This is a genomic window from Sphingomonas sp. PvP056 (assembly GCF_040549155.1).
Classification (GTDB): Bacteria; Pseudomonadota; Alphaproteobacteria; order Sphingomonadales; family Sphingomonadaceae; genus Sphingomonas.
In genome coordinates this window covers 622,729-641,092 of the sequence record NZ_JBEPST010000003.1, presented here as the reverse complement: position 1 = coordinate 641,092, position 18,364 = coordinate 622,729, and the positions used below count along the sequence as shown (strand labels likewise).

Sequence of the window (18,364 nt, the reverse complement as noted above, 5' to 3'; positions counted from 1 at the left end):
GTATATGTGGCTCCCGGCATGGGGTGGGGGTGGTTTGGGGCGGTGCGGTGGTTTTGGGTATTTTGTGTTTTTTCCCGAAACGCCCCTCCCCTTCTGGGGGGGGGTGGGGGGGGGGCCCGTGCCTGCTTCCGACGATGTGTCTGCTGGACTGCCCCACCCCAACCCCTCCCCTGAAGGGGAGGGGCTAGAGGAAGTTCGGATGCCGTTCCTTCGCCAGCAGATCGCGAAGCGCGAGGGGCGCGCGAACATGTGCCTGACCGACTTCATCGACCCCGCAGGCGACTGGATCGGCGGGTTCGCGGTCACCACCGGGCATGGGATCGACGCGCACCTCAAGCGCTTCAAGGCGGATAACGACGATTATTCGGACATCCTGCTCAAGGCGCTCGCCGATCGTCTCGCCGAGGCGTTCGCCGAGCGGCTCCACCAGCATGTCCGCACGACACTATGGGGCTATGCCGAGGGCGAGCAACTCACCAACGAGGCGATGATCCGCGAGCAATATCGCGGCATCCGCCCCGCGCCGGGTTACCCCGCGTGCCCCGATCACAGCGAGAAGCCGATGCTGTTCGAGCTGCTGGATGCGACCGCCGCGACCGGCATCACGCTGACCGACAGTTTCGCGATGCTGCCGACCGCGGCGGTGTCGGGCTTCTATTTCGGGCACCCGCAGGCGGAGTATTTCGGCGTAGCGCGCGTCGGGCCCGACCAGTTGCACGAATATGCGACGCGGCGTGGAGTCGATCTGGCGACGGCGACGCGCTGGTTGCGGCCCAACCTCGACTGACGCACGCCTCGCGTTTCCGGGAAGCGCTTTCGAAAGGAGACGGGGGAGGGCGGAACCCCCGTCGCGTCACGGCAGGCGCGTAAAGGTATCCGCTCCCGCGTTGATCGAACTCCATTCGTCACCCGAATCGGTTGCGCTCGTCATTTGCCACAAGGTGGCGAGTGCGCCGCTGGTCGTATCCTGATGCCCGACCCAGGCGGTGATCGCCTGGAAGTCGTCCCAGTGCACCAGGAAGGCGATCAACGCACCGTCGGCCGAACCCTGTAGTGCGCCTGACGTGCTGGAAGTTCCCCCGCTGACCGCACTGGTATAGATCCCGGTGAGGAGCGTTCCGGCTTGCGCGATCACCATGGTCGACCCGAGTTCGTTGACCCATCGTCCGGAGACATCGATCGTCGGCCCGGTGCCGGACAGCGCGGCATGCAGCGGCGGTTGATAGGCCATGACGATGCTCCTGCGATCCGTAGCGCAAGTATAGGCGCGCCGTCCGTTTCCGCGATTAGGGGATGTCCCCTAAGACGGACGGCGCGCCTCCGGAGCGTCAGCGGCAGGGGCGCCCGTTGTCGGCGAGGTCGAGGCACTTCCCGTCCATCTGCGGCGCCACGATCTTCAACCCGATCTGTCTGGCGAGCGTCGGGGCAATATCTACGGTCTCGATCCCGGCGGGGTGTTCGAACCCGGTCATGCCCTTGCGCCAGAACAGGATCGGCACGCGCCGGTCGTAATCATACGGGCTGCCATGGGTCGCAACCGAGCCCTTGGTGGGGTCGGGGATCGGCGTGATGCGGGGCTTGAGCAGGACGAGCAACTCGCCCGAACGGCCCGCCTTGTACGAAGCCCGCGCCCGCTGCAGCATCGTCCAGCGTTCGGGCGGGCCCTTTGGCGTCGGGGTGGCGGCGATCTGTGCGGCGGTGAAGGCCTCGGCGACTTGCGGGTCGGCCTTGTAATAGGCGACCGCGGCGTCCTGCACCGCCTTGCGCTGAACCGGGGTCAGATCGCGTGCGATGTAGATGTCCCCGTTGGGCATGTCGCCGAACAGCACTGACTTGGCGATCCCGAGCTTCGCTGCGATCGCCTTGCCCGCCACGGTGGGGGACAGTGCGATCCGCGCGCGCTGGGCGCCCGGCAGACCCGCGTTGATCTCGCGTTCGGGGATGTCGTTGCCGCCGTGATCCGCGGTCAGCACGACTTCATAATCGACTCCGGTCGAATCGAGGAGGTCGAAGAACGAGCCGAGCGTGGCATCGAGTTGCTGGAGTTGGATGCACATTTCCGCGCCCTCGGTGCCGAAGGTGTGGCCGACGTAATCGGTGGCGGAAGCGCCGACGTCGATGATATCGGTGGTGTCGCCCTGGCCGAGCTTCATGTCCTGGACGAGCCCCGCCGCAAGCGCGACGATCGCGCCGTCGAAGGCGGGGGACGCACGGAAGGCGCTCGCGTTGCCGCCCTCGCGCGCGAAATGGCCTACGCCGACGCTCTTGCCCTCGCCGATCGACACCGCGACGTCATGCGCCTTGCAGACTTGTGGAACGTCGAGCGCGGGTTGTGGTGCGGCGATGCGCGCGGCGATCGCGGCGTTGGCGCGCGCGACGACAGGCGGGGTCGCGCGCCCGGCGTAGCTGACCATCGCCTTGCCGTTCCACCACCAGAGCTCGTCGACATTGTGCCCGCCCATCATCACCGCGGCGCGGTCCTTGCCCGCGACCGATACGACTCGCACCTTGGGGTTGGCGGCTTTCATCCGTTCGCCAAGCGTAGGCACCAACAGATGTTTGTCGGAAACGGTGTAGGTTCCGGCGTGGGTGGTGCCGGGAACGGTCTCGTCCTCGGCGCAGTAAACCTGCTTGTCCTCGCGGGCGATGCCGAGGTCGGTCCAGGTGTTGGCGATGATGCCGGTGTGCTCGGGGCGGAAACCGGTCAGGATCGTCGAATGGCCGGGGCACGTCTCGGTTGCAGCATGGCTTTGATAGCCGCTCGGGAACACCGCGCCCTTCTGCAGCCTTGCCAGGCCCCCCGTGAAGGTGCCGCGATATTCGCCGAACAGGTCGGCGGAGAATTGATCGACCGAAATCGCGACGATCAGTTTGGGCGGCGTATTAGGCGCGGGAGTCGCGGCTGCGGCCGCCTGCGGGGCGGGGGCCGGCGCGGTCTTTGCGGCGATCGGAACACTGGCCAGGCTGATAGCGATCGCCAGGATGGACGCGTAGCGGTTCAAACGAATTCTCCGAGTTGGACGGCGGGCCGATTTCGCCGCTATGGCCCGAGGGTTCGAGCTCGACAAGGATGTGCGATGCGCTGGTTTCATGACGTCGTTGTTACGCTGCTCGCACTGCTTCTTCTGGGGGGCAGCGCGCAAGCCAGTGCGGCGACGCTCGATCCGGTCGGCTCGGGCGCGCACCTCAAGATCACCCTGGTCGCCGAAAGTCGCACGCCAGCCGCGGGGCAGACCGTCACGCTCGCACTGGAAAGCGCGCCTGCGCCCGGATGGCACGGATATTGGCAGAATCCGGGCGATGCGGGCTTTCCCGCGAAGCTCGACTGGACGCTGCCGAAGGGCGTGACCGCGAGCGAGCCTGCCTATCCGGTGCCGGGACGGCTGATCGTCGCGGATTTGATGAATTACGTTTTCGAAAAACCGTATGCGCCGCTCGTGACGCTCAAGATTCCTGCCGGATTGGCGGTCGGTACGGCGTTGCCGGTTCGGTTGAAGACCAACTACCTCGTCTGTTCAGCGGAAGTATGTGTGCCCGAATCGGCTGAGCTTGCCATCGATTTGGTGGTCGGCGACGGCACGATCTCAACGGAAATGCGGGCGCGGTTCGATGCATGGCGCCGCGCGGTGCCCAAGCCGCTCGATGCACAAGCGACGTTCCAGTCGAGCAACGGGCGCATTCGGATCGCGATTCCGTATCCAGCCGGAGCTGCGCTGGGGCAGGCGTATTTCTATCCGATCACCACGGGTGCGCTGGATTATGCCGCCGCGCAGACGGTTACGCAGGACGGCGACCGCATCGTGATCGAGACCAAGGCGGCGGCGAGTCCGGCGGCGGTTCCGGGACCGTTGCAAGGGGTATTGCAGATCGGCGCACAACAGGGGCTGGTGGTGACGGCGGGCGCGGGGACGGTTGCTGCCTCGGTAGGTACGTCCGCCACGGCGGCAGGCCTTGGCGGAGCCGGCGTGCTGAACGCGACACTGATTGCCTTTGCCGGCGCGATGCTCGGCGGGTTGATTCTCAACATCATGCCCTGCGTCTTCCCGATCCTTAGTCTCAAGGCGTTGAGCCTCGCCCGCGGGCATCTCGACGAGCGCCACGCGCGGCAGGAAGCGCTGGCTTATGCAGCTGGCGTCGTAGCGGTGTGTGTGGCTCTCGGTGGGGTGATCCTTGCCTTGCGCGCAGGCGGAACCGCGGTCGGCTGGGCGTTCCAGCTCCAGGATCCGCGCGCGATCGTCGTGCTGTTGCTGCTGACGGTGGCCTTGTCGCTCAACCTGAGCGGGCTGTTCGAGATTCCGACGCCCGCCTTCGTCAATCGCAGCGGCGGGGCGGGCGGTGCGTTCGCAACCGGCGCGCTGGCGGCGTTCATTGCGACACCGTGCACCGGGCCGTTCATGGGCGCTGCGCTGGGGGCGGCATTGGTGCTGCCGTGGGGCGCGGCGCTGGCGGTGTTCGCCGGGTTGGGGATCGGACTTGCGCTGCCGTTCCTCGCGCTCGGTTTCGTCCCGGCGCTGCGGCGGCGCTTGCCCAAGCCGGGCTTGTGGATGGAGACGTTCCGGCGCGTTCTTGCGATCCCGATGTGGCTGACTGCAATCGCACTCGCCTGGGTGCTCGGGCATGAGGCGGGTGTCGACGGCATGGCGATCGGGCTGGTCGTCGCTCTGCTGTTCGCGGTCCTGCTGTGGGTTGGCGGTGTGCGGCAGAAGAAGGGGCGGGCGATCGGCGCGGTAATCGTCGTGTCGCTGCTGGCGACGGTCGCCGCAAGCGTCTGGCTGATCGCCGGGCGTCGTCCCGACAGCGCCGCCGTGGCTGCGGTGCCGGGGGGCGCGGAGCCGTTTACCGAGGCGCGCCTGGCAGCGCTGCGACAGGCGGGGCGGCCGGTATTCGTCTATTTCACGGCGGACTGGTGCCTGACGTGCAAGGTCAACGAGAAGGCTGCGATCGAAACGGAGGCGACGCGCAAGGCGTTCGCGGACCACAAGGTCGCGGTGCTGATCGGCGACTGGACCAACGGCGATCCCGTGATGGGCCGCTTCATCGAGCAGCATAACCGCGCGGGGGTGCCGTTGTACCTCTATTACGCACCGAATGCTGCCGAGCCGCGCGTGTTGCCGCAGGTGCTGACCTCTGCAATGCTGTCCGGATTATGAAACGCCGCATCCTTGCCGCGCTCGTCGCGCCGTTGCTGTTGCTGACCGGGGGCGCCATCGACGCGCCGCCGTCCTGGTCGCAGCCGATCAAGCCGTTCCACATCACCGGACCGGTCTGGTACGTCGGGACACGCGGACTTGCGGCCTATGCAATTGTCGCGCGCGAGGGCACGATCTTAATCAGCGGACCGATGGCGGGCGAGGCGGGGCAGGTGGAACGCAACCTCGCGGCGATCGGCGTGCAGCCGCGGCAGGTGAAGTGGATCCTCAACTCACACGCGCATTTCGATCATGCCGCCGCCTTCGCCGAATTGCGCCGGTGGAGCGGTGCCAAGCTGGTCGCGTCGGCGGGCGACGCCAGTGCTTTGCGGCGCGGGCGGCATGAAGCGGACAACGACAACGGCTTTACCCGATTTCCGCCCGTAGCGGTGGATCGCATTGTCCGCGACGGGGAGCAGGTGCGCACGGGAACACTCGCCGTTACCGCTCTGCTGACGCCGGGCCATACCGCAGGCTGTACGACGTGGCTGCTCCCTGTGACGGAGGGGCGTAAAATGCTTCGAATCGTGTTCCCGTGCAGCATCACGGTCGCGGGGAATCATCTGTACGGCAACCGCGCCTACCCCACGATCGACGCGGATTATCGCCGCAGTTTCGCGCGGCTTGCGGCGGTACACGCCGATATCGTGCTGCCGATGCATCCAGAGATCGCCGATGTGCTGGAACGCGCCGAGCACCGCGACGCAGGGGATGCGCGTGCCTTCATCGATCCGACGGTGTTGCCGCGGATCGTGGCGGCGGCGCGCAAGGACTATGCCGTGGCATTGGCATCGCAGCGCAAGCACTAGCCACAGTTCGGGACGGTTAACATCCCGACAACAATATCCGCTTGTGCGACGCAACAATCCATCGCAGCATGGAACCCGGACGCAGTTGGAGGCTTTATCGTCACATGGGGATAGGGCGGGCGTTCGACGAAATCATGGGCAAGAGCGGGAGCATGATCCCGCGATCGGAGCTTGCCGCCCTCGGCGAGTGGATCGAGAGCACGCCTTCTAACGAACTGCGCCGCAGGCAGCAGTCTGCGGAAGCGACGTTCCGCCAACTCGGCATTACCTTTGCGGTATACGGCGACAGCGATGCGAGTGAACGGATCATTCCCTTCGACATCGTGCCGCGCATCTTCCTGGCGGATGAATGGACCCGGCTTTCCGAGGGACTTGTCCAGCGGGTCGAGGCGATCAACGCCTTCCTGCATGACATTTACGGCGAACGGCGCATTCTGGCGGAGGGCGTGCTGCCGGCCGACCTGATTTTCGGCAATCCGCAATTCCGTCCCGAGATCGCCGGGATCCGTCCGCCGCACGACATCTGGGCGCATATTTGCGGGATCGATCTGGTGCGCACCGGGCCGGATGATTTCTACGTGCTCGAAGACAATGCGCGGACGCCGTCGGGTGTTAGCTACATGCTCGAGAACCGCGAGGCGATGCTACGCCTGTGTCCTGAGCTGTTCCGCTCATTCCGGGTCGCGGCGGTGGATTCCTATCCGGACAAGTTGCTCGAGACGATGAAGTCGGTCGCGCCGGTGGGCGTGGCGGCACCGGTGTGCGTCGTCCTGACGCCGGGCCATTATAATTCGGCGTATTACGAACATAGCTTCCTAGCCGACTCGATGGGCGTCGAACTGGTCGAGGCGGCCGATCTGGTGGTCGATGACGATATCGTCTGGATGCGGACGATCGCAGGGCTGGTAAAGGTCGACGTGATTTATCGCCGGATCGATGACGATTATCTCGACCCGCTGGTGTTTCGCCCGGATTCGATGCTTGGCGTGCCCGGCCTGATCGCAGCCTATGCCGCCGGCAATGTCGCCTTGCTCAATGCACCTGGCAACGGGATTGCGGACGACAAGGCGATCTATTCGTACATGCCCGAGATCGTGCGGTTTTATTCCGGTGGCGAGCCGAAATTGCCCAACGTCGAGACGTGGCGTTGCCGTGAACCGCAGGCGTTGAAGTACGTGCTCGACAATCTGAAGGACGTGGTGGTCAAGCTGGTCGACGGCTCGGGCGGCTATGGGATGCTCGTCGGCCCGACCGCGACCAAGGCGGAGATCGAGACCTTTCGCGCGGCGCTGATTGCCGAACCGCACCGCTATATTGCGCAGCCCACGCTGGCGCTTTCGACCGTTCCGACGCTGGCGGACGCCGGTTTGGCACCGCGCCACGTCGATTTCCGGCCGTTCGTGCTGACCGGGTCGAAGGGCGTGCAGGTCGTGCCCGGCGGACTGACGCGGGTGGCGCTCAAGGAAGGGTCGCTCGTGGTCAATTCATCACAGGGCGGCGGCACCAAGGACAGTTTCGTGCTGATGGACAATGGCGCGGGCGAGCCTGGCGAAGGGTTGGAGGCACTGGGCCAGGCGCAGGAGCAGACGCAGAGCCAGACGTTCGGGGGAGCACTCTGATGCTCAGTCGGACCGCTTCCGCCCTGTACTGGCTCGGGCGCTACGTCGAGCGTGCAGACTTCATCGCGCGGCTCGTCGAGGCGACGGTGCGGCTCGACGTATTGTCGCCACGTCCCGCTGGTGAGGCGGCGTGGGCGTCTGCGCTGGCGGTGACCGAGACTGATGCTGCCTTTGCAAAGACCGGTCAGCAGATCAGCAAGACCAACGTCGCGCGTTTCCTGACGCTCGATTCGAGCCATCCGGGATCGATCGTCCGGTCGCTCGACATGGCGCGCAACAATGCGCGCGCAGTGCGCACTGCACTGACGCGTGAGTCCTGGACGGCGATCAACGGTGCCTGGCTGATCTTCGATCGGCGCGCGAGCGCGGGCAGCGCGATGGCGACGTTGAACCTCGTCGAGGCGGTCAAGGCAGAGACGCGCGGGTTCGAAGGCGCGATCCACCGGATGCTGCGCAACCAGACGACCTGGTTCATCCGGCTCGGCCAGGCGATCGAGCGCGCCGACAACACCGCGCGTCTGCTCGACGTCAAATACCATATCCTGCTGCCCGAGGGCGAGCGTGTCGGTGGCGTGGTCGACCGGGACCAATGGACGACGATCCTGCAAACGGTATCCGCAGTGACCGCGTATCGCTGGCTGTATTCGGAAGGGTTGCGCCCTGCCAACGTCATCGACTTGCTCATTGCGCGCTCGGAACTTCCCCGCAGTCTGGCGGCCTCGGTCGAGGAAGCGGTCGACATCCTGAACTTGCTGGCGAAGCGCACCGGTCTTCATGGCGAAGCCGATCGCATGGCGCGCGCGCGCCACACGCGGATCGCACGGACCAGGTCGGGTCAGGTGATCGCGGGCGGGCTGCACCAGTATCTGCAGGGCTTCATCGGCGAGAACGACCGGCTGCACGAAGCCGTCGGCCGCCAGTTCAAGTTCAGTTGATGCGCCTGTCGGTCGATCATCGCACGATATATCGCTTTTCCGCGCCGCAAGCGCGACTGACCCAGCTGCTTCGGCTCATTCCGGAAGACACCCATGACCAATCGGTGACGGGCTGGAACCTGCATGTCGACTGCGATGCGCGGATGCGGCACGGGCGCGACGGCTTCGGCAACCGGGTGACGATGCTGTATGTCGCCGGTCCCATCTCGGACATCGAGATCGCGGTGTCGGGCGAGGTGCTGACGCATCCGTCGAACGGCATCGTCCACGGTGCGCAGGAGCCGCTGCCCCCCGCGCTGTTTCTGCGCGATACGCCGCTGACGCGGGCAGACGCCGAAATCCACGCGTTCGCCGCCGATATTGCAGAGACCGATCCGGTCGCGCGGTTGCATGCGCTCAACATCGCGATCAAGCGGCGGTTCGCACTGGATCACGGCCGCCCGATCGCCGGGCGGACCGCGATCGAAGCGTTTGCCGAAGGGTCGGTAAGTTCGCGCGACATGGCGCAGGTGTTCATCGCGGCGGCCCGGACGCTGGGTGTCGCTGCGCGCTATGTGTCCGGATACAGCCCGGTATGCCAGGCCGAGGCCGACGGGCGTCCCGCGCCGCATGGCTGGGCCGAAGCCTATGTCGACCGGCTCGGCTGGGTTGCGTTCGATCCTTCGACCGGGCTCAGCGCCGACACGGCGTATGTCCGCGTGGCGGTTGCGTTGGATTCGGCGGGGGCGGCCCCGGTAGCGGGATCGCGGTTGGGCGAGGGCGAGGAAACGCTCGACGTGGATCTGCACGTCGGCCGGAACGGACAATAAGCGCTTAAAGGAACGCGCTGCGGGTTCTTACCGGGTCTCGACCAGTTGCTCCGCCATCACCGCATATTTCTCGGCAGGGGGCGCGAACTTCGCGTTCTCGTCGACCAGCAGGCTCCAGCCAGTCGGTCCCAGCGCCTCGATCGGACGATAGCGGATCTTGTATTGCATCCGCGGCGATCCCTTCACCCAATAGCCGAGATAGACATAGGGCAGGCCGACCGCGCGGGCGCGCAGGATGTGATCTAGGATGATCAGGTTGCCAAGGCCCCCGCGGGTGGGGTGCTCGGTGTCGAAGAAGGAATAGATCATCGACAACCCATCCGCCTGCTGATCGGTCAGGCACGCACCGACGAGCTTGCCGCGCTCCCCGTGGCGGGAGGGTTCTCGATATTCGACGATGAAGCTGTTGACCGGCGAATGCTCGACCATGTCGGCATAATCGCCTTCGTCCATCTCGGCCATGCCGCCGCCGGGATGGCGCGATCCGAGGTAGCGGCTGAGCAGCTGGAACTGTTCGTCGGTCGCCCAGGGGCGGCAGGCGGTGACCTCAAGATCGCGGTTGCGGCGCAACTGCTTGCGCTGGGTCGCATTGGCCTCGAAGTCGGCGGTGACGACGCGCACCGACACACAGGCGGTGCAGCCTGCACAGCTGGGGCGGTAAGCGACCGACTGGCTGCGCCGGAAGCCGATCCGCCCGAGCGCGTCGTTCAAATCGCTTGCTTGTTCTCCGCGCAATTCGGTGAACACCTTTCGCTCCTGCCGACCCGGAAGATACGGGCAGGGGGCAGGGCTGGTGACGAAGAAACGCGGGAAGCGGAAGGGCGCAGTCACCGAGCGGGAGTCCTCTGAAGCGGGAAAGTGCGGTCTGCGATCCCGGCTTGGCATTAGTTATGATGGGTCCTGGTCGCGTTGAAAAGGTCGTATACGAATATTCCGGTCAATCCTGCCCGACCGTCCTTGAACGCGTATACGTACCAATTCCCTCCATCTTCTTAACGGACGCGGCTCAGGCGAGTTCGACCGTCGTCACGGTGTATCCGGCGACCTGCAACGCATCGGTCAACCGGTCGAGATGGGCACGATCACGCGTTTCGCATTCGACGTCGAGGAACAACCCCTTGGCCGGGAGCTTCGTGAAGATCCGCTGATGCGACAGTTCGAGGATGTTGACGCGTTGCGCGTCGAAGATCCGGGCGACGTTGAACAACGCGCCGGGCTGATCCTGCAGGCGGATGCGAAGCCGGGCCAGCCGTCCCGACCGCGCCAGATCGCGCAGCAGGACGTTTGCCAGCAGGCGCGTGTCGATATTGCCGCCGCACAGCACGACACCGACGGTCCGCCCGGCGAAGCGCTCCGGATGCTGGAGCAACGCGGCCAGCCCTGCGGCACCAGCACCTTCGACCACGGTCTTCTCGATCTGGAGCAACAGGCTGACCGCCTGTTCGAGACTGCGCTCGCTGACCAGCACGATGTCGTCGACCAGCGCCTCGACCATCTGCGAGGTGATCGCGCCCGGTTCCTTGACCGCAATGCCTTCCGCCAGCGTGTCACCGGCACACGGCATCGTGGTCCCGTTGATGCGGTTGTACATCGAGGGGAACAGCTCGGCCTCGACCCCGACGACTTCGATGCGATGTCCGCTGGGCTTGCGGCTGTACGCTTCCGCGACGACCGCCATGCCCGAGATCAGGCCGCCGCCGCCGATCGGCGTCAGGAACGTGTCGATCTGCGGTACGTCCTCGAGCATTTCGAGCGCAACCGTGCCCTGGCCTGCGATGACGCGGGCATCGTCGAACGGATGGACGAAGGTCAGCCCGCATTCCGCCTCGCGCTCGCGCGCATGGGCATAGGCAGCGTCGAACGTGTCGCCGTACAGCACGACCGTCGCGCCGTGTCCCTCGGTCTGCGTGACCTTCACGATCGGCGTGTTGGTGGGCATCACGATCGTCGCCGGTATGCCCAGCCGATTGGCGTGATAGGCCAGCCCCTGCGCATGATTGCCCGCCGACGCGGCGATAACGCCGGTGGTGTCGGCTGGCAGTTGCAGCAACGTGTTGAGCGCGCCGCGTTCCTTATAGGCCGCGGTGAACTGCAGATTCTCGAACTTGAGATAGACGGTCGCGCCGGTCAGTTCCGACAGCGTGCGGCTGATGAAGCAGGGCGTGCGGACGATCTTGTCCGAAATCCGCATATGGGCCGCCTCGACGTCTGCGAGGATGACGGGGAGGGTTTCGGACTTCGCTTGCGTCGCCATCATTCACTTCCGTTCGCCCTGAGCCTGGAGGGGCAGCCTTGCTTTCCCTCGCCACGGGTGGGCGGTGCGTCGACAGGCTCGGCACGCGGGAGCGTCCGTCGCCTAGACCATCTGGCGCGATGAAGGAACAAGCCTTATCGCGGGAGCCATGCTCACCACATCCCGTGCCCGCCTCGCCACGTCGCTGCTTTCCGCGCCGACTCTATATGCCGTTGCGCTTTCCGCATTGATCCTGCCCGGCGTGGCCGGGGCCGACGCGCTGATCGACAACGTCAACGGCATCACGCTCGACAAGGACGGCAAGGTGGTCCGCTTTACCGGGTTGCTGATGTCGCCCGACGGCAAGGTCGTGAAGCTGCTTGCCGAAAACGACAAGCGCCCGGCGAAGCTCGACTGGCGCGCGGACGAACATGGCAAGGTGCTGTTGCCGGGGTTCATCGACGCGCACGGGCATGTGATGGAACTGGGCTTCCGCGCGCTGGAGCTCGATTTGTCGGGCGCGACCTCGCTCGAAGATGCCAAGGCGCGGATCGCCGCTTATGCCGCCGCGAACCCCGATCGCAAGTGGATCGTAGGGGGCGGATGGAACCAGGAAGCATGGGCGCTCGGACGTTTCCCGACCGCTGCGGATCTGGATGCAGTGGTCAGCGATCGCCCGGTCTGGTTGCAGCGCGCCGATGGTCATGCGGGTTGGGCGAACAGTGCCGCGATGAAGGCGGCGGGTATCACCGCCAAGACGCTCGCCCCCGCAGGTGGGCGGATCGAGAAGACCGGAACGGTGCCGACCGGCGTGTTCGTCGATTCCGCGCGCGAACTGGTCGAGAAGGCCGCACCGCAGCCGCTGCCCAAGGAACGCGATTTCGCGTTCCTGAAAGCGCAGGAGGCGTTGCTCAGCCACGGCATCACCGCGACCAGCGACATGGGCAGTTCGATGGACGACTGGCTGAGCTATCGCCGGGCGGGCGATAGCGGCGCGCTGCGCGTACGGATCATGAGCTATGCGTTCGGGGTGGATACCGCGATCCGGATCGGCGGCTCCGGGCCGACCCCGTGGCTCTATGCCGACAAGCTGCGGATGGGCGGGGTCAAGCTCTACGCCGATGGCGCATTGGGGTCGCGCGGCGCGTGGCTCAAAGCGCCCTATAGTGACGCACCGGGGCAGACGGGCGCGGGGTTCATGTCGGACGACGTGATGCGCAACCTGATGAGCCGGGCGGCGGTCGACCATTATCAGGTCGCGGTCCACGCAATTGGCGACCGCGCCAACGCTGAGGTGTTGGGCGCGATCGACGACATGGTCGATACCTACAAGGGTGACCGACGTTGGCGGATCGAACATGCGCAGATCGTCGATCCGGTCGATCTCCCGCGGTTCGGGAAGAACGGCATCATCGCCTCGATGCAGCCAACGCATGAAACCAGCGACCGTACGATGGCAGAAGCCCGGCTGGGACCGGCACGGCTCGCGGGGGCCTATGCCTGGGCATCGATGCTGCGCAACGGCGCGACGCTTGCGTTCGGATCGGACTATCCGGTCGAACAGCCCGACGCTTTCGCCGGCTGGGCGGCGGCGTTCACGCGACAGGGTGCCGACGGACAGCCCTATGGCGGCTGGCGTCCCGAGGAACGTGTGACGCGCGAACAGGCGTGGTGGGCGTTTACCGGGGCCGCGGCCTATGCCGGATTCGCGGAGGAGAAGTTCGGGCGTCTTGGCGTCGGCCAGCGCGCGGACTTCATCATCGTCGACCGCGATCCGCTGCTGGCAAGCCCGACCGACCTGCGCGCGACCAAGGTCGAGCAGACGTGGGTAGGAGGCGAGAAGGTGTTTACGCGACCCTGACACGCTGTGTTTCATCTTGGCACGCATACCGAACATGGTAAACGTAGCGTACAGTATATGGGGGAGTTGCCATGATGATCGCGAAACGTGCCGTTGCGCTTGGGTTGACGATGGCGGCGCTGACCGCGCAGCCGGTTTCGGCCGCGACCTTCACCAGCCTCCTGGTGTTCGGCGACAGCCTGGTCGATACGGGGAACGCGCAGATCGGATCGCTCGCCGCCGGTTTGCCCGATCCTGCTCCGGCATCGGTAGGGTATTTCAACGGGCGCTTCTCCAACGGCGCGAACTTTGCGGACATCCTTTCCGCCGGTATCGGTGGAGGATTGTCGTCGCCCTATCTGCAAGGCGGCTCCAACTTCGGGGTCGGCGGCGCGCAGGCATATACGGCCGGCGGTGCCATTCCAGGGTTCGCCCAGCAACTTGCGATCTTCGGTAGCCTCAACCAGCCGATCTCGAGTTCGGCCCTGGTGCTCGTCACGTTCGGCGGCAATGACGTTCGTGCGACATTGGGCAACACCGGAAACGCCGATTTCAGTGCGTCGATCTCGGCGTTGAGCAATGGTCTGAGCGCGCTGATCTCCGCGGGCGCGCGCAATATCGTCGTGACGGGCGTGCCCGACATCGGCGATTTGCCGGGGTCGCGCAAAGTTGCCGACGCGTTGGGCAATCCCTCGATCCTCACGCTGGCTACGGAACGCTCGGCGGCACTGAGCAGCGCCTTTGAAACGACGAGCGCGACCGTGGCGCAAGCTACCGGGGCAAACGTGCAGTTCTTCGACTTGCTGGGCCTGGAAGCGTCGCTCACCGCCGATCCCACGGCGTTCGGGCTGCCATCGACGCTGATCCGCAATACGTCCTGTGTCGCTGCAGGCGCGGTGGCGGATGGATGTTCGGGGTATCTCTACTTCGACGACCTGCACCCGACGACGCAGATCCACGCAGTCATCGCCAATCGGATCGCGATGCAGGCGGCGGTGCCCGAACCGGCAACCTGGACGATGCTGCTGTTGGGGTTCGCGTTGGTCGGAGGGGCGATGCGTCGCATGCCGCGGCTCCGGATTGCGCGAGCTGCTGCCTAGCGATCAGTCGGCTTCGATATCGCGGTTTGCATCGTTCCTGATGAAGCCGCGGTCGTCGGCGACGAAGGTCGCACCGGGAATTTTGCCCTGATCAATCGCTCGCACGCGCCACACCGGCGCGCCGCCAGCGGGGGCGATGAGCAGGGGGAGCTTCACGGCGTTGTCCCAGCAGATGTGCGTCGTCCGGGGGCCTTCGACCAGATCGTACCAGCGGCACGCCCGCCCGATCCGCGGCATCCCCGCAGGCGCCGCGCGCGACGGCACCAGGCGGTATGCCCCCTTGGGATGGCGTAGCCCGTGACCGAGATCGTACCAGTCGGTGAACTGCCCGATCCGATACAGGTTGGTCCGGTCGATCACCGTGCTGATCCGGCGCTTCAGATCGAGCACCTTGAGCGTGTAGCCGACCTCGCCCGGCTTCCGCGTGGCAAATGTGGCAATCGCGCCATCCGTGACGCGCTTGATGCGGCGGTCGCCGTCGCGCCACACATCCATCCGGTGGAGTGCGCCGTTGGAAACGTACAGCACCTGATAATGGAGCGACGCGGGCTCGCCCTTTGCCGCGAAGGTAGCGTCGAACGACCCCGCACGCGGGGGCGGGGCGGCCAGAGCCAGCGCCGGGATCAGCACAAGCAGGGGAACGATGCGGGAAACGCACATCACTGGCGCGTCGCCTTCGCGTAATCGAAGTAGCGATAGGTCTTGCCGTCGATCGTGAGGTCCTTGACCTGCAACGTGATCGTATAGGTGCCGAGCGGCAGCGATGTGTCGCGGGTCCGTCCGGTCGGATCGAGCGGGGTCTCGAACAAGAGGCCGGTCGCGGGCGCGCTCGGCGAGATCGAGGAGGCTGCCACGGTCGGGGTCGCGCCGCTTGCGGGGGACAACAACGCTTCGTTGATGATGCGCCCGTCGGCCTGCGGCATCGCCAGCCGCAGCAGATAGGCGACGGTTGGCGCGACGTCGACGTTACCCGTCGGCGTCGTCACGGTCGCTCCCTTGCGGAACGACGGACCCGACGCGATCAGCGTGTTGCGCACGTCGACCGGGCTGAAACTGCCGTGCATCCCGCGCTGTCCGCCGACGCTGGAGAACTCGATCCCGGTCTTGCCGTGAACGACCGCCTGATCGTCCCAGTTGAACGACACGACGACATCGGGCTGGCCGTTGCCGCTGCGATTGGCGTTCTCAAGGTTGACCTGGTTCATCTGCAGAGTGCCGGGGATCGCGCCATAACGGCTGTCGACGAAGACCGCGCCATATTCCTCGCGTTGCTGCAGGAAGGTGACGAGGTTGCGGATCGTCGTCAGGTCGTGGCTGGGGATATAGAAGTAATCCGACCCGCCGTTGGCGGCGACGACGATGCCGTTGGTCGGCAGGCTGCCGGGGGCAGGGACGCGGAACGTGCCCGTCGCGCTGATCGCCTGATATCTGGTGTTGGCCGCACCGCAGACCGAGCCCGACGTGTCGAGCCGCACCGGAACGGTGGGCGTGCCGGTCGCGGAAATGCCGTACATCGCGCTGGTCGAGCAGCCTGCACCGTCATACGCGCGGAAGCCGCGATAGGTCAGCAGATCGGCCGAACGGACGTCGCCCGAGAAGGAATAGCCCGACGGATTGATCCCGCCGAGGCTCGCCGCGCTGGTGCCGCTGGTCGCGCCGTTGACGGTAGGACCGTTGGGTGCGGATGCCGACGGATTGATCGTCCGCAGCGGATACAGGTTGAGCGGGCCGGACACGCTGGAATGCGCGTGATCGGACACGACAACGATGTTGGTGGTGGTGTCGAGCCCCTGGGCCTTGAGCGCCGCCATCAGCTCACCGAGCCGCGCATCCTGCGACCGTAGCCCTGCGTTCCCATTCGCGCTGCCGGGGCCATAGCCGTGCTCGACATTGTCGGGGGTACGGAACCAGATGACCGACAGCATCGGTTTCTTCTGCGGCAGGATGTACGACGTAAAGACGTTGAGCATGTACTTGTTAGCGGCATCCTCGGGCGCGCCCTGCGTCTCGTCGCTCGAGTCGCGCGCAGCGATGGCGATCGTGCCGCCGGGATCATAGGCGGTGGTGTCGAACGTGACGTAGCCTGCGCGGCCGGTCGGGTTGCCGTTGGTCCCGGCGAGCGTGACGGCTTCGCCGCCTGCGTAGGTGTTGACGACGTTCGCGGGCAGCGGAATGTTCGCCGCCTGCAGTTCGGTCGCGAGGCTGCGCGGCATGACCGTATTCTCGTCGAGGAACAGCCCGCCCTTGCCGAGATCCTGGATGAAGGCGGCCCCCGACTTGCCGATCGCCGCCGTGGTGAGCCCGGCGGCCTGTGCGGTCGCGAACAGGCTTTTCACCAGCAGCAGCTGACCCCCGTAATAGTCGTTCAGTGTCGAAAGGACCTGATAATCCTCGGTGAAGACGGGGTCGCTGTAGCTTTGCGTCGCGCCGGTGGCGGTCTTGCCGGCCGGGATAGTGTTGCCCGTGCCCTGCGGCGGCGTCCAGACGGTGTTGCCGTAGAAGCCCGACGTCTTCGGGAAGGACCCGGTCGCGAACGACGATCCGTTCATCATCGTGAACGTCGGATAGGTCGAGTGGTTGTCCTGGAAGTTGACGCCCCCCTGCTGCAACGCGAGCAGGTTGGGCGTATCGGTTGCATTCACGTCGTCGGGACGCAGGCCGTCCCATACCATCACGATCGTGCGGACCGCACCCGCGGCTGGGGTCGGTGTCGGCGTAGGGGCAGGCGCGGGGGCTGGGGCGGGTGTAGCGTCGCTCTCACCGCCGCCACCGCAGCCCGACAGGACGAGACTGGTCGCACACAATGCGGCCCAAGCGGATTGCATCTTCATAGGATAGCCCCAAAAATTCCTGGTCGGCCGCAGTCGATGCGCGGCCGCCGATTTTTACATGCTAGGTTGCGGACATGACCAAAGCGTGACGTATGGTAAACGGAATGTCACGCAAATAGCTGTTTCCGCGTCATAAATCTGGCGGATGAGCAGACGTCTCAGGGGCGCGCGGGAAGTCGCTGCCGGAAGATGATGCGATCATCTTCCAGCCTGGCCGTCCCGTTGAAACTGAAAAGGTACGTTAGGCGACTTCGGCCGAGCTGATCATCTCATCGGGCTCGCGCAGCACGTAGCCACGGCCCCAGACGGTCTCGATGTAGTTTTCGCCTTCGCATGCCATGCTGAGCTTCTTGCGGAGCTTGCAGATGAACACGTCGATGATCTTGAGTTCGGGCTCGTCCATTCCACCATACAGGTGGTTGAGGAACATTTCCTTGGTCAGCGTGGTGCCCTTGCGCAGCGACAGCAGCTCGAGCATCGCATATTCCTTGCCCGTCAGATGCACGCGCGAACCGTCCACCTCGACCGTCTTGGCATCAAGATTGACCGCAAGCTTGCCAGTCCGGATCACCGACTGGCTGTGACCCTTCGACCGCCGCACGACGGCATGGATCCGCGCCGTCAGTTCCTCGCGGTGGAACGGCTTGGTCACATAATCGTCCGCGCCGAACCCGAACGAGCGGACCTTCGAGTCCATCTCGTTGATGCCTGAGAGAATCAGCACCGGGGTCTGCACGCGTGCGACTCGCAGCCGCTTGAGCACGTCGTAGCCGTGCATGTCGGGCAAGTTGAGATCGAGCAAAATGATATCGTAATCGTACAATTTTCCAAGATCGAGGCCTTCTTCGCCAAGATCGGTAGTGTAGATATTGAAGCCTTCGGTCGTCAGCATGAGCTCGATCGCCTTGGCGGTCGTCGGCTCGTCTTCGATCAGCAGCACACGCATCTTGCTGTTCCCCGTTCCAAGGCTCCGGTACCTCTGATGGCCCGACCAACCTT

The 18,364-nt window shown here is 65.3% G+C and carries 15 protein-coding genes; 8 read left to right on the top strand and 7 right to left on the bottom strand.

Going from position 1 to position 18,364, the window contains the following annotated elements; translation table 11 throughout:
• Window positions 1-787 (top strand): vitamin B12 dependent-methionine synthase activation domain-containing protein (locus ABIC17_RS10590; protein ID WP_502958437.1); only part of this gene is annotated, 787 nt, incomplete at its 5' end.
• A 66-nt stretch (window positions 788-853) separates the two neighbouring features.
• Here the strand turns inward: ABIC17_RS10590 and ABIC17_RS10585 are convergent.
• Together ABIC17_RS10585 and ABIC17_RS10580 are read right to left on the bottom strand one after the other, a co-directional pair.
• Window positions 854-1,231 (bottom strand): avidin/streptavidin family protein, encoded by a 378-nt coding sequence (locus tag ABIC17_RS10585; RefSeq protein ID WP_354281640.1) that lies wholly within the window; start codon window positions 1,229-1,231, stop codon window positions 854-856.
• 97 nt (window positions 1,232-1,328) lie between these two features.
• The gene (locus ABIC17_RS10580) at window positions 1,329-2,981 is read right to left on the bottom strand and encodes an alkaline phosphatase family protein (protein WP_354281679.1); all 1,653 of its coding nucleotides are present in this window, start codon (window positions 2,979-2,981) and stop codon (window positions 1,329-1,331) included.
• Window positions 2,982-3,077: 96 nt separating this feature from the next.
• On the opposite strand from ABIC17_RS10580, the gene ABIC17_RS10575 reads away from it, so the two are divergent.
• From ABIC17_RS10575 to ABIC17_RS10555, 5 genes are all read left to right on the top strand, one after another.
• Window positions 3,078-5,150, top strand: coding sequence for a protein-disulfide reductase DsbD family protein (locus tag ABIC17_RS10575; protein ID WP_354281638.1), 2,073 nt, complete (start codon window positions 3,078-3,080; stop codon window positions 5,148-5,150).
• Window positions 5,147-5,998 carry a subclass B3 metallo-beta-lactamase gene (bla, locus tag ABIC17_RS10570; RefSeq protein ID WP_354281636.1) on the top strand — a complete coding sequence of 284 codons (852 nt, stop codon included), beginning with the start codon at window positions 5,147-5,149 and terminating at the stop codon, window positions 5,996-5,998. The genes ABIC17_RS10575 and bla overlap by 4 nt, the downstream gene beginning before the upstream one ends.
• 104 nt (window positions 5,999-6,102) lie before the next feature.
• Entirely contained in the window at window positions 6,103-7,617 is a 1,515-nt protein-coding gene (locus tag ABIC17_RS10565; protein ID WP_354281635.1) for a circularly permuted type 2 ATP-grasp protein, read from the top strand.
• Window positions 7,617-8,552, top strand: coding sequence for an alpha-E domain-containing protein (locus ABIC17_RS10560; RefSeq protein WP_354281633.1), 936 nt, complete (start codon window positions 7,617-7,619; stop codon window positions 8,550-8,552). Before ABIC17_RS10565 ends, ABIC17_RS10560 begins: the two co-directional genes overlap by 1 nt.
• Window positions 8,552-9,361: a transglutaminase family protein gene (locus tag ABIC17_RS10555; RefSeq protein WP_354281631.1), complete on the top strand. Its 810-nt coding sequence runs from the start codon at window positions 8,552-8,554 to the stop codon at window positions 9,359-9,361. Before ABIC17_RS10560 ends, ABIC17_RS10555 begins: the two co-directional genes overlap by 1 nt.
• Window positions 9,362-9,388: 27 nt before the next feature.
• Here ABIC17_RS10555 and ABIC17_RS10550 read toward each other — a convergent pair whose 3' ends face one another.
• Both ABIC17_RS10550 and ABIC17_RS10545 read right to left on the bottom strand, forming a co-directional pair.
• Window positions 9,389-10,192, bottom strand: coding sequence for an arginyltransferase (locus tag ABIC17_RS10550; RefSeq protein WP_354281629.1), 804 nt, complete (start codon window positions 10,190-10,192; stop codon window positions 9,389-9,391).
• A gap of 175 nt (window positions 10,193-10,367) precedes the next feature.
• On the bottom strand, window positions 10,368-11,615 hold the full coding sequence (locus ABIC17_RS10545) for a threonine ammonia-lyase (RefSeq protein WP_354281627.1): 1,248 nt from the start codon (window positions 11,613-11,615) through the stop codon (window positions 10,368-10,370).
• Window positions 11,616-11,763: 148 nt separating this feature from the next.
• Between ABIC17_RS10545 and ABIC17_RS10540 the strand changes: the two genes are divergently transcribed.
• On the top strand, window positions 11,764-13,455 hold the full coding sequence (locus ABIC17_RS10540) for an amidohydrolase (RefSeq protein WP_354281625.1): 1,692 nt from the start codon (window positions 11,764-11,766) through the stop codon (window positions 13,453-13,455).
• A 71-nt stretch (window positions 13,456-13,526) separates the two neighbouring features.
• Entirely contained in the window at window positions 13,527-14,534 is a 1,008-nt protein-coding gene (locus ABIC17_RS10535; protein ID WP_354281623.1) for an SGNH/GDSL hydrolase family protein, read from the top strand.
• A gap of 3 nt (window positions 14,535-14,537) precedes the next feature.
• Here ABIC17_RS10535 and ABIC17_RS10530 read toward each other — a convergent pair whose 3' ends face one another.
• The 3 genes from ABIC17_RS10530 to ctrA form a co-directional block, all read right to left on the bottom strand.
• Window positions 14,538-15,194 (bottom strand): hypothetical protein, encoded by a 657-nt coding sequence (locus tag ABIC17_RS10530; protein ID WP_354281621.1) that lies wholly within the window; start codon window positions 15,192-15,194, stop codon window positions 14,538-14,540.
• Complete coding sequence (locus ABIC17_RS10525) at window positions 15,194-17,365, bottom strand: alkaline phosphatase family protein (protein WP_354281619.1); 2,172 nt, start codon at window positions 17,363-17,365, stop codon at window positions 15,194-15,196. The genes ABIC17_RS10530 and ABIC17_RS10525 overlap by 1 nt, the downstream gene beginning before the upstream one ends.
• A 241-nt stretch (window positions 17,366-17,606) precedes the next feature.
• Window positions 17,607-18,311 carry a response regulator transcription factor CtrA gene (gene ctrA, locus ABIC17_RS10520; protein ID WP_354281618.1) on the bottom strand — a complete coding sequence of 235 codons (705 nt, stop codon included), beginning with the start codon at window positions 18,309-18,311 and terminating at the stop codon, window positions 17,607-17,609.
• Window positions 18,312-18,364 lie beyond the last annotated feature (53 nt).

What these genes read in the sequence shown, in the direction of transcription:
- ABIC17_RS10585 (WP_354281640.1), bottom strand. Translation starts at nt 1,231, where the DNA reads ATGGCCTATCAACCGCCGCTGCATGCCGCGCTGTCCGGCACCGGGCCG.
- ABIC17_RS10575 (WP_354281638.1), top strand. Translation starts at nt 3,078, where the DNA reads ATGCGCTGGTTTCATGACGTCGTTGTTACGCTGCTCGCACTGCTTCTT.
- bla (WP_354281636.1), top strand. Translation starts at nt 5,147, where the DNA reads ATGAAACGCCGCATCCTTGCCGCGCTCGTCGCGCCGTTGCTGTTGCTG.
- ABIC17_RS10565 (WP_354281635.1), top strand. Translation starts at nt 6,103, where the DNA reads ATGGGGATAGGGCGGGCGTTCGACGAAATCATGGGCAAGAGCGGGAGC.
- ABIC17_RS10560 (WP_354281633.1), top strand. Translation starts at nt 7,617, where the DNA reads ATGCTCAGTCGGACCGCTTCCGCCCTGTACTGGCTCGGGCGCTACGTC.
- ABIC17_RS10555 (WP_354281631.1), top strand. Translation starts at nt 8,552, where the DNA reads ATGCGCCTGTCGGTCGATCATCGCACGATATATCGCTTTTCCGCGCCG.
- ABIC17_RS10545 (WP_354281627.1), bottom strand. Translation starts at nt 11,615, where the DNA reads ATGGCGACGCAAGCGAAGTCCGAAACCCTCCCCGTCATCCTCGCAGAC.
- ABIC17_RS10540 (WP_354281625.1), top strand. Translation starts at nt 11,764, where the DNA reads ATGCTCACCACATCCCGTGCCCGCCTCGCCACGTCGCTGCTTTCCGCG.
- ABIC17_RS10535 (WP_354281623.1), top strand. Translation starts at nt 13,527, where the DNA reads ATGATGATCGCGAAACGTGCCGTTGCGCTTGGGTTGACGATGGCGGCG.
- ABIC17_RS10530 (WP_354281621.1), bottom strand. Translation starts at nt 15,194, where the DNA reads ATGTGCGTTTCCCGCATCGTTCCCCTGCTTGTGCTGATCCCGGCGCTG.
- ABIC17_RS10525 (WP_354281619.1), bottom strand. Translation starts at nt 17,365, where the DNA reads ATGAAGATGCAATCCGCTTGGGCCGCATTGTGTGCGACCAGTCTCGTC.
- ctrA (WP_354281618.1), bottom strand. Translation starts at nt 18,311, where the DNA reads ATGCGTGTGCTGCTGATCGAAGACGAGCCGACGACCGCCAAGGCGATC.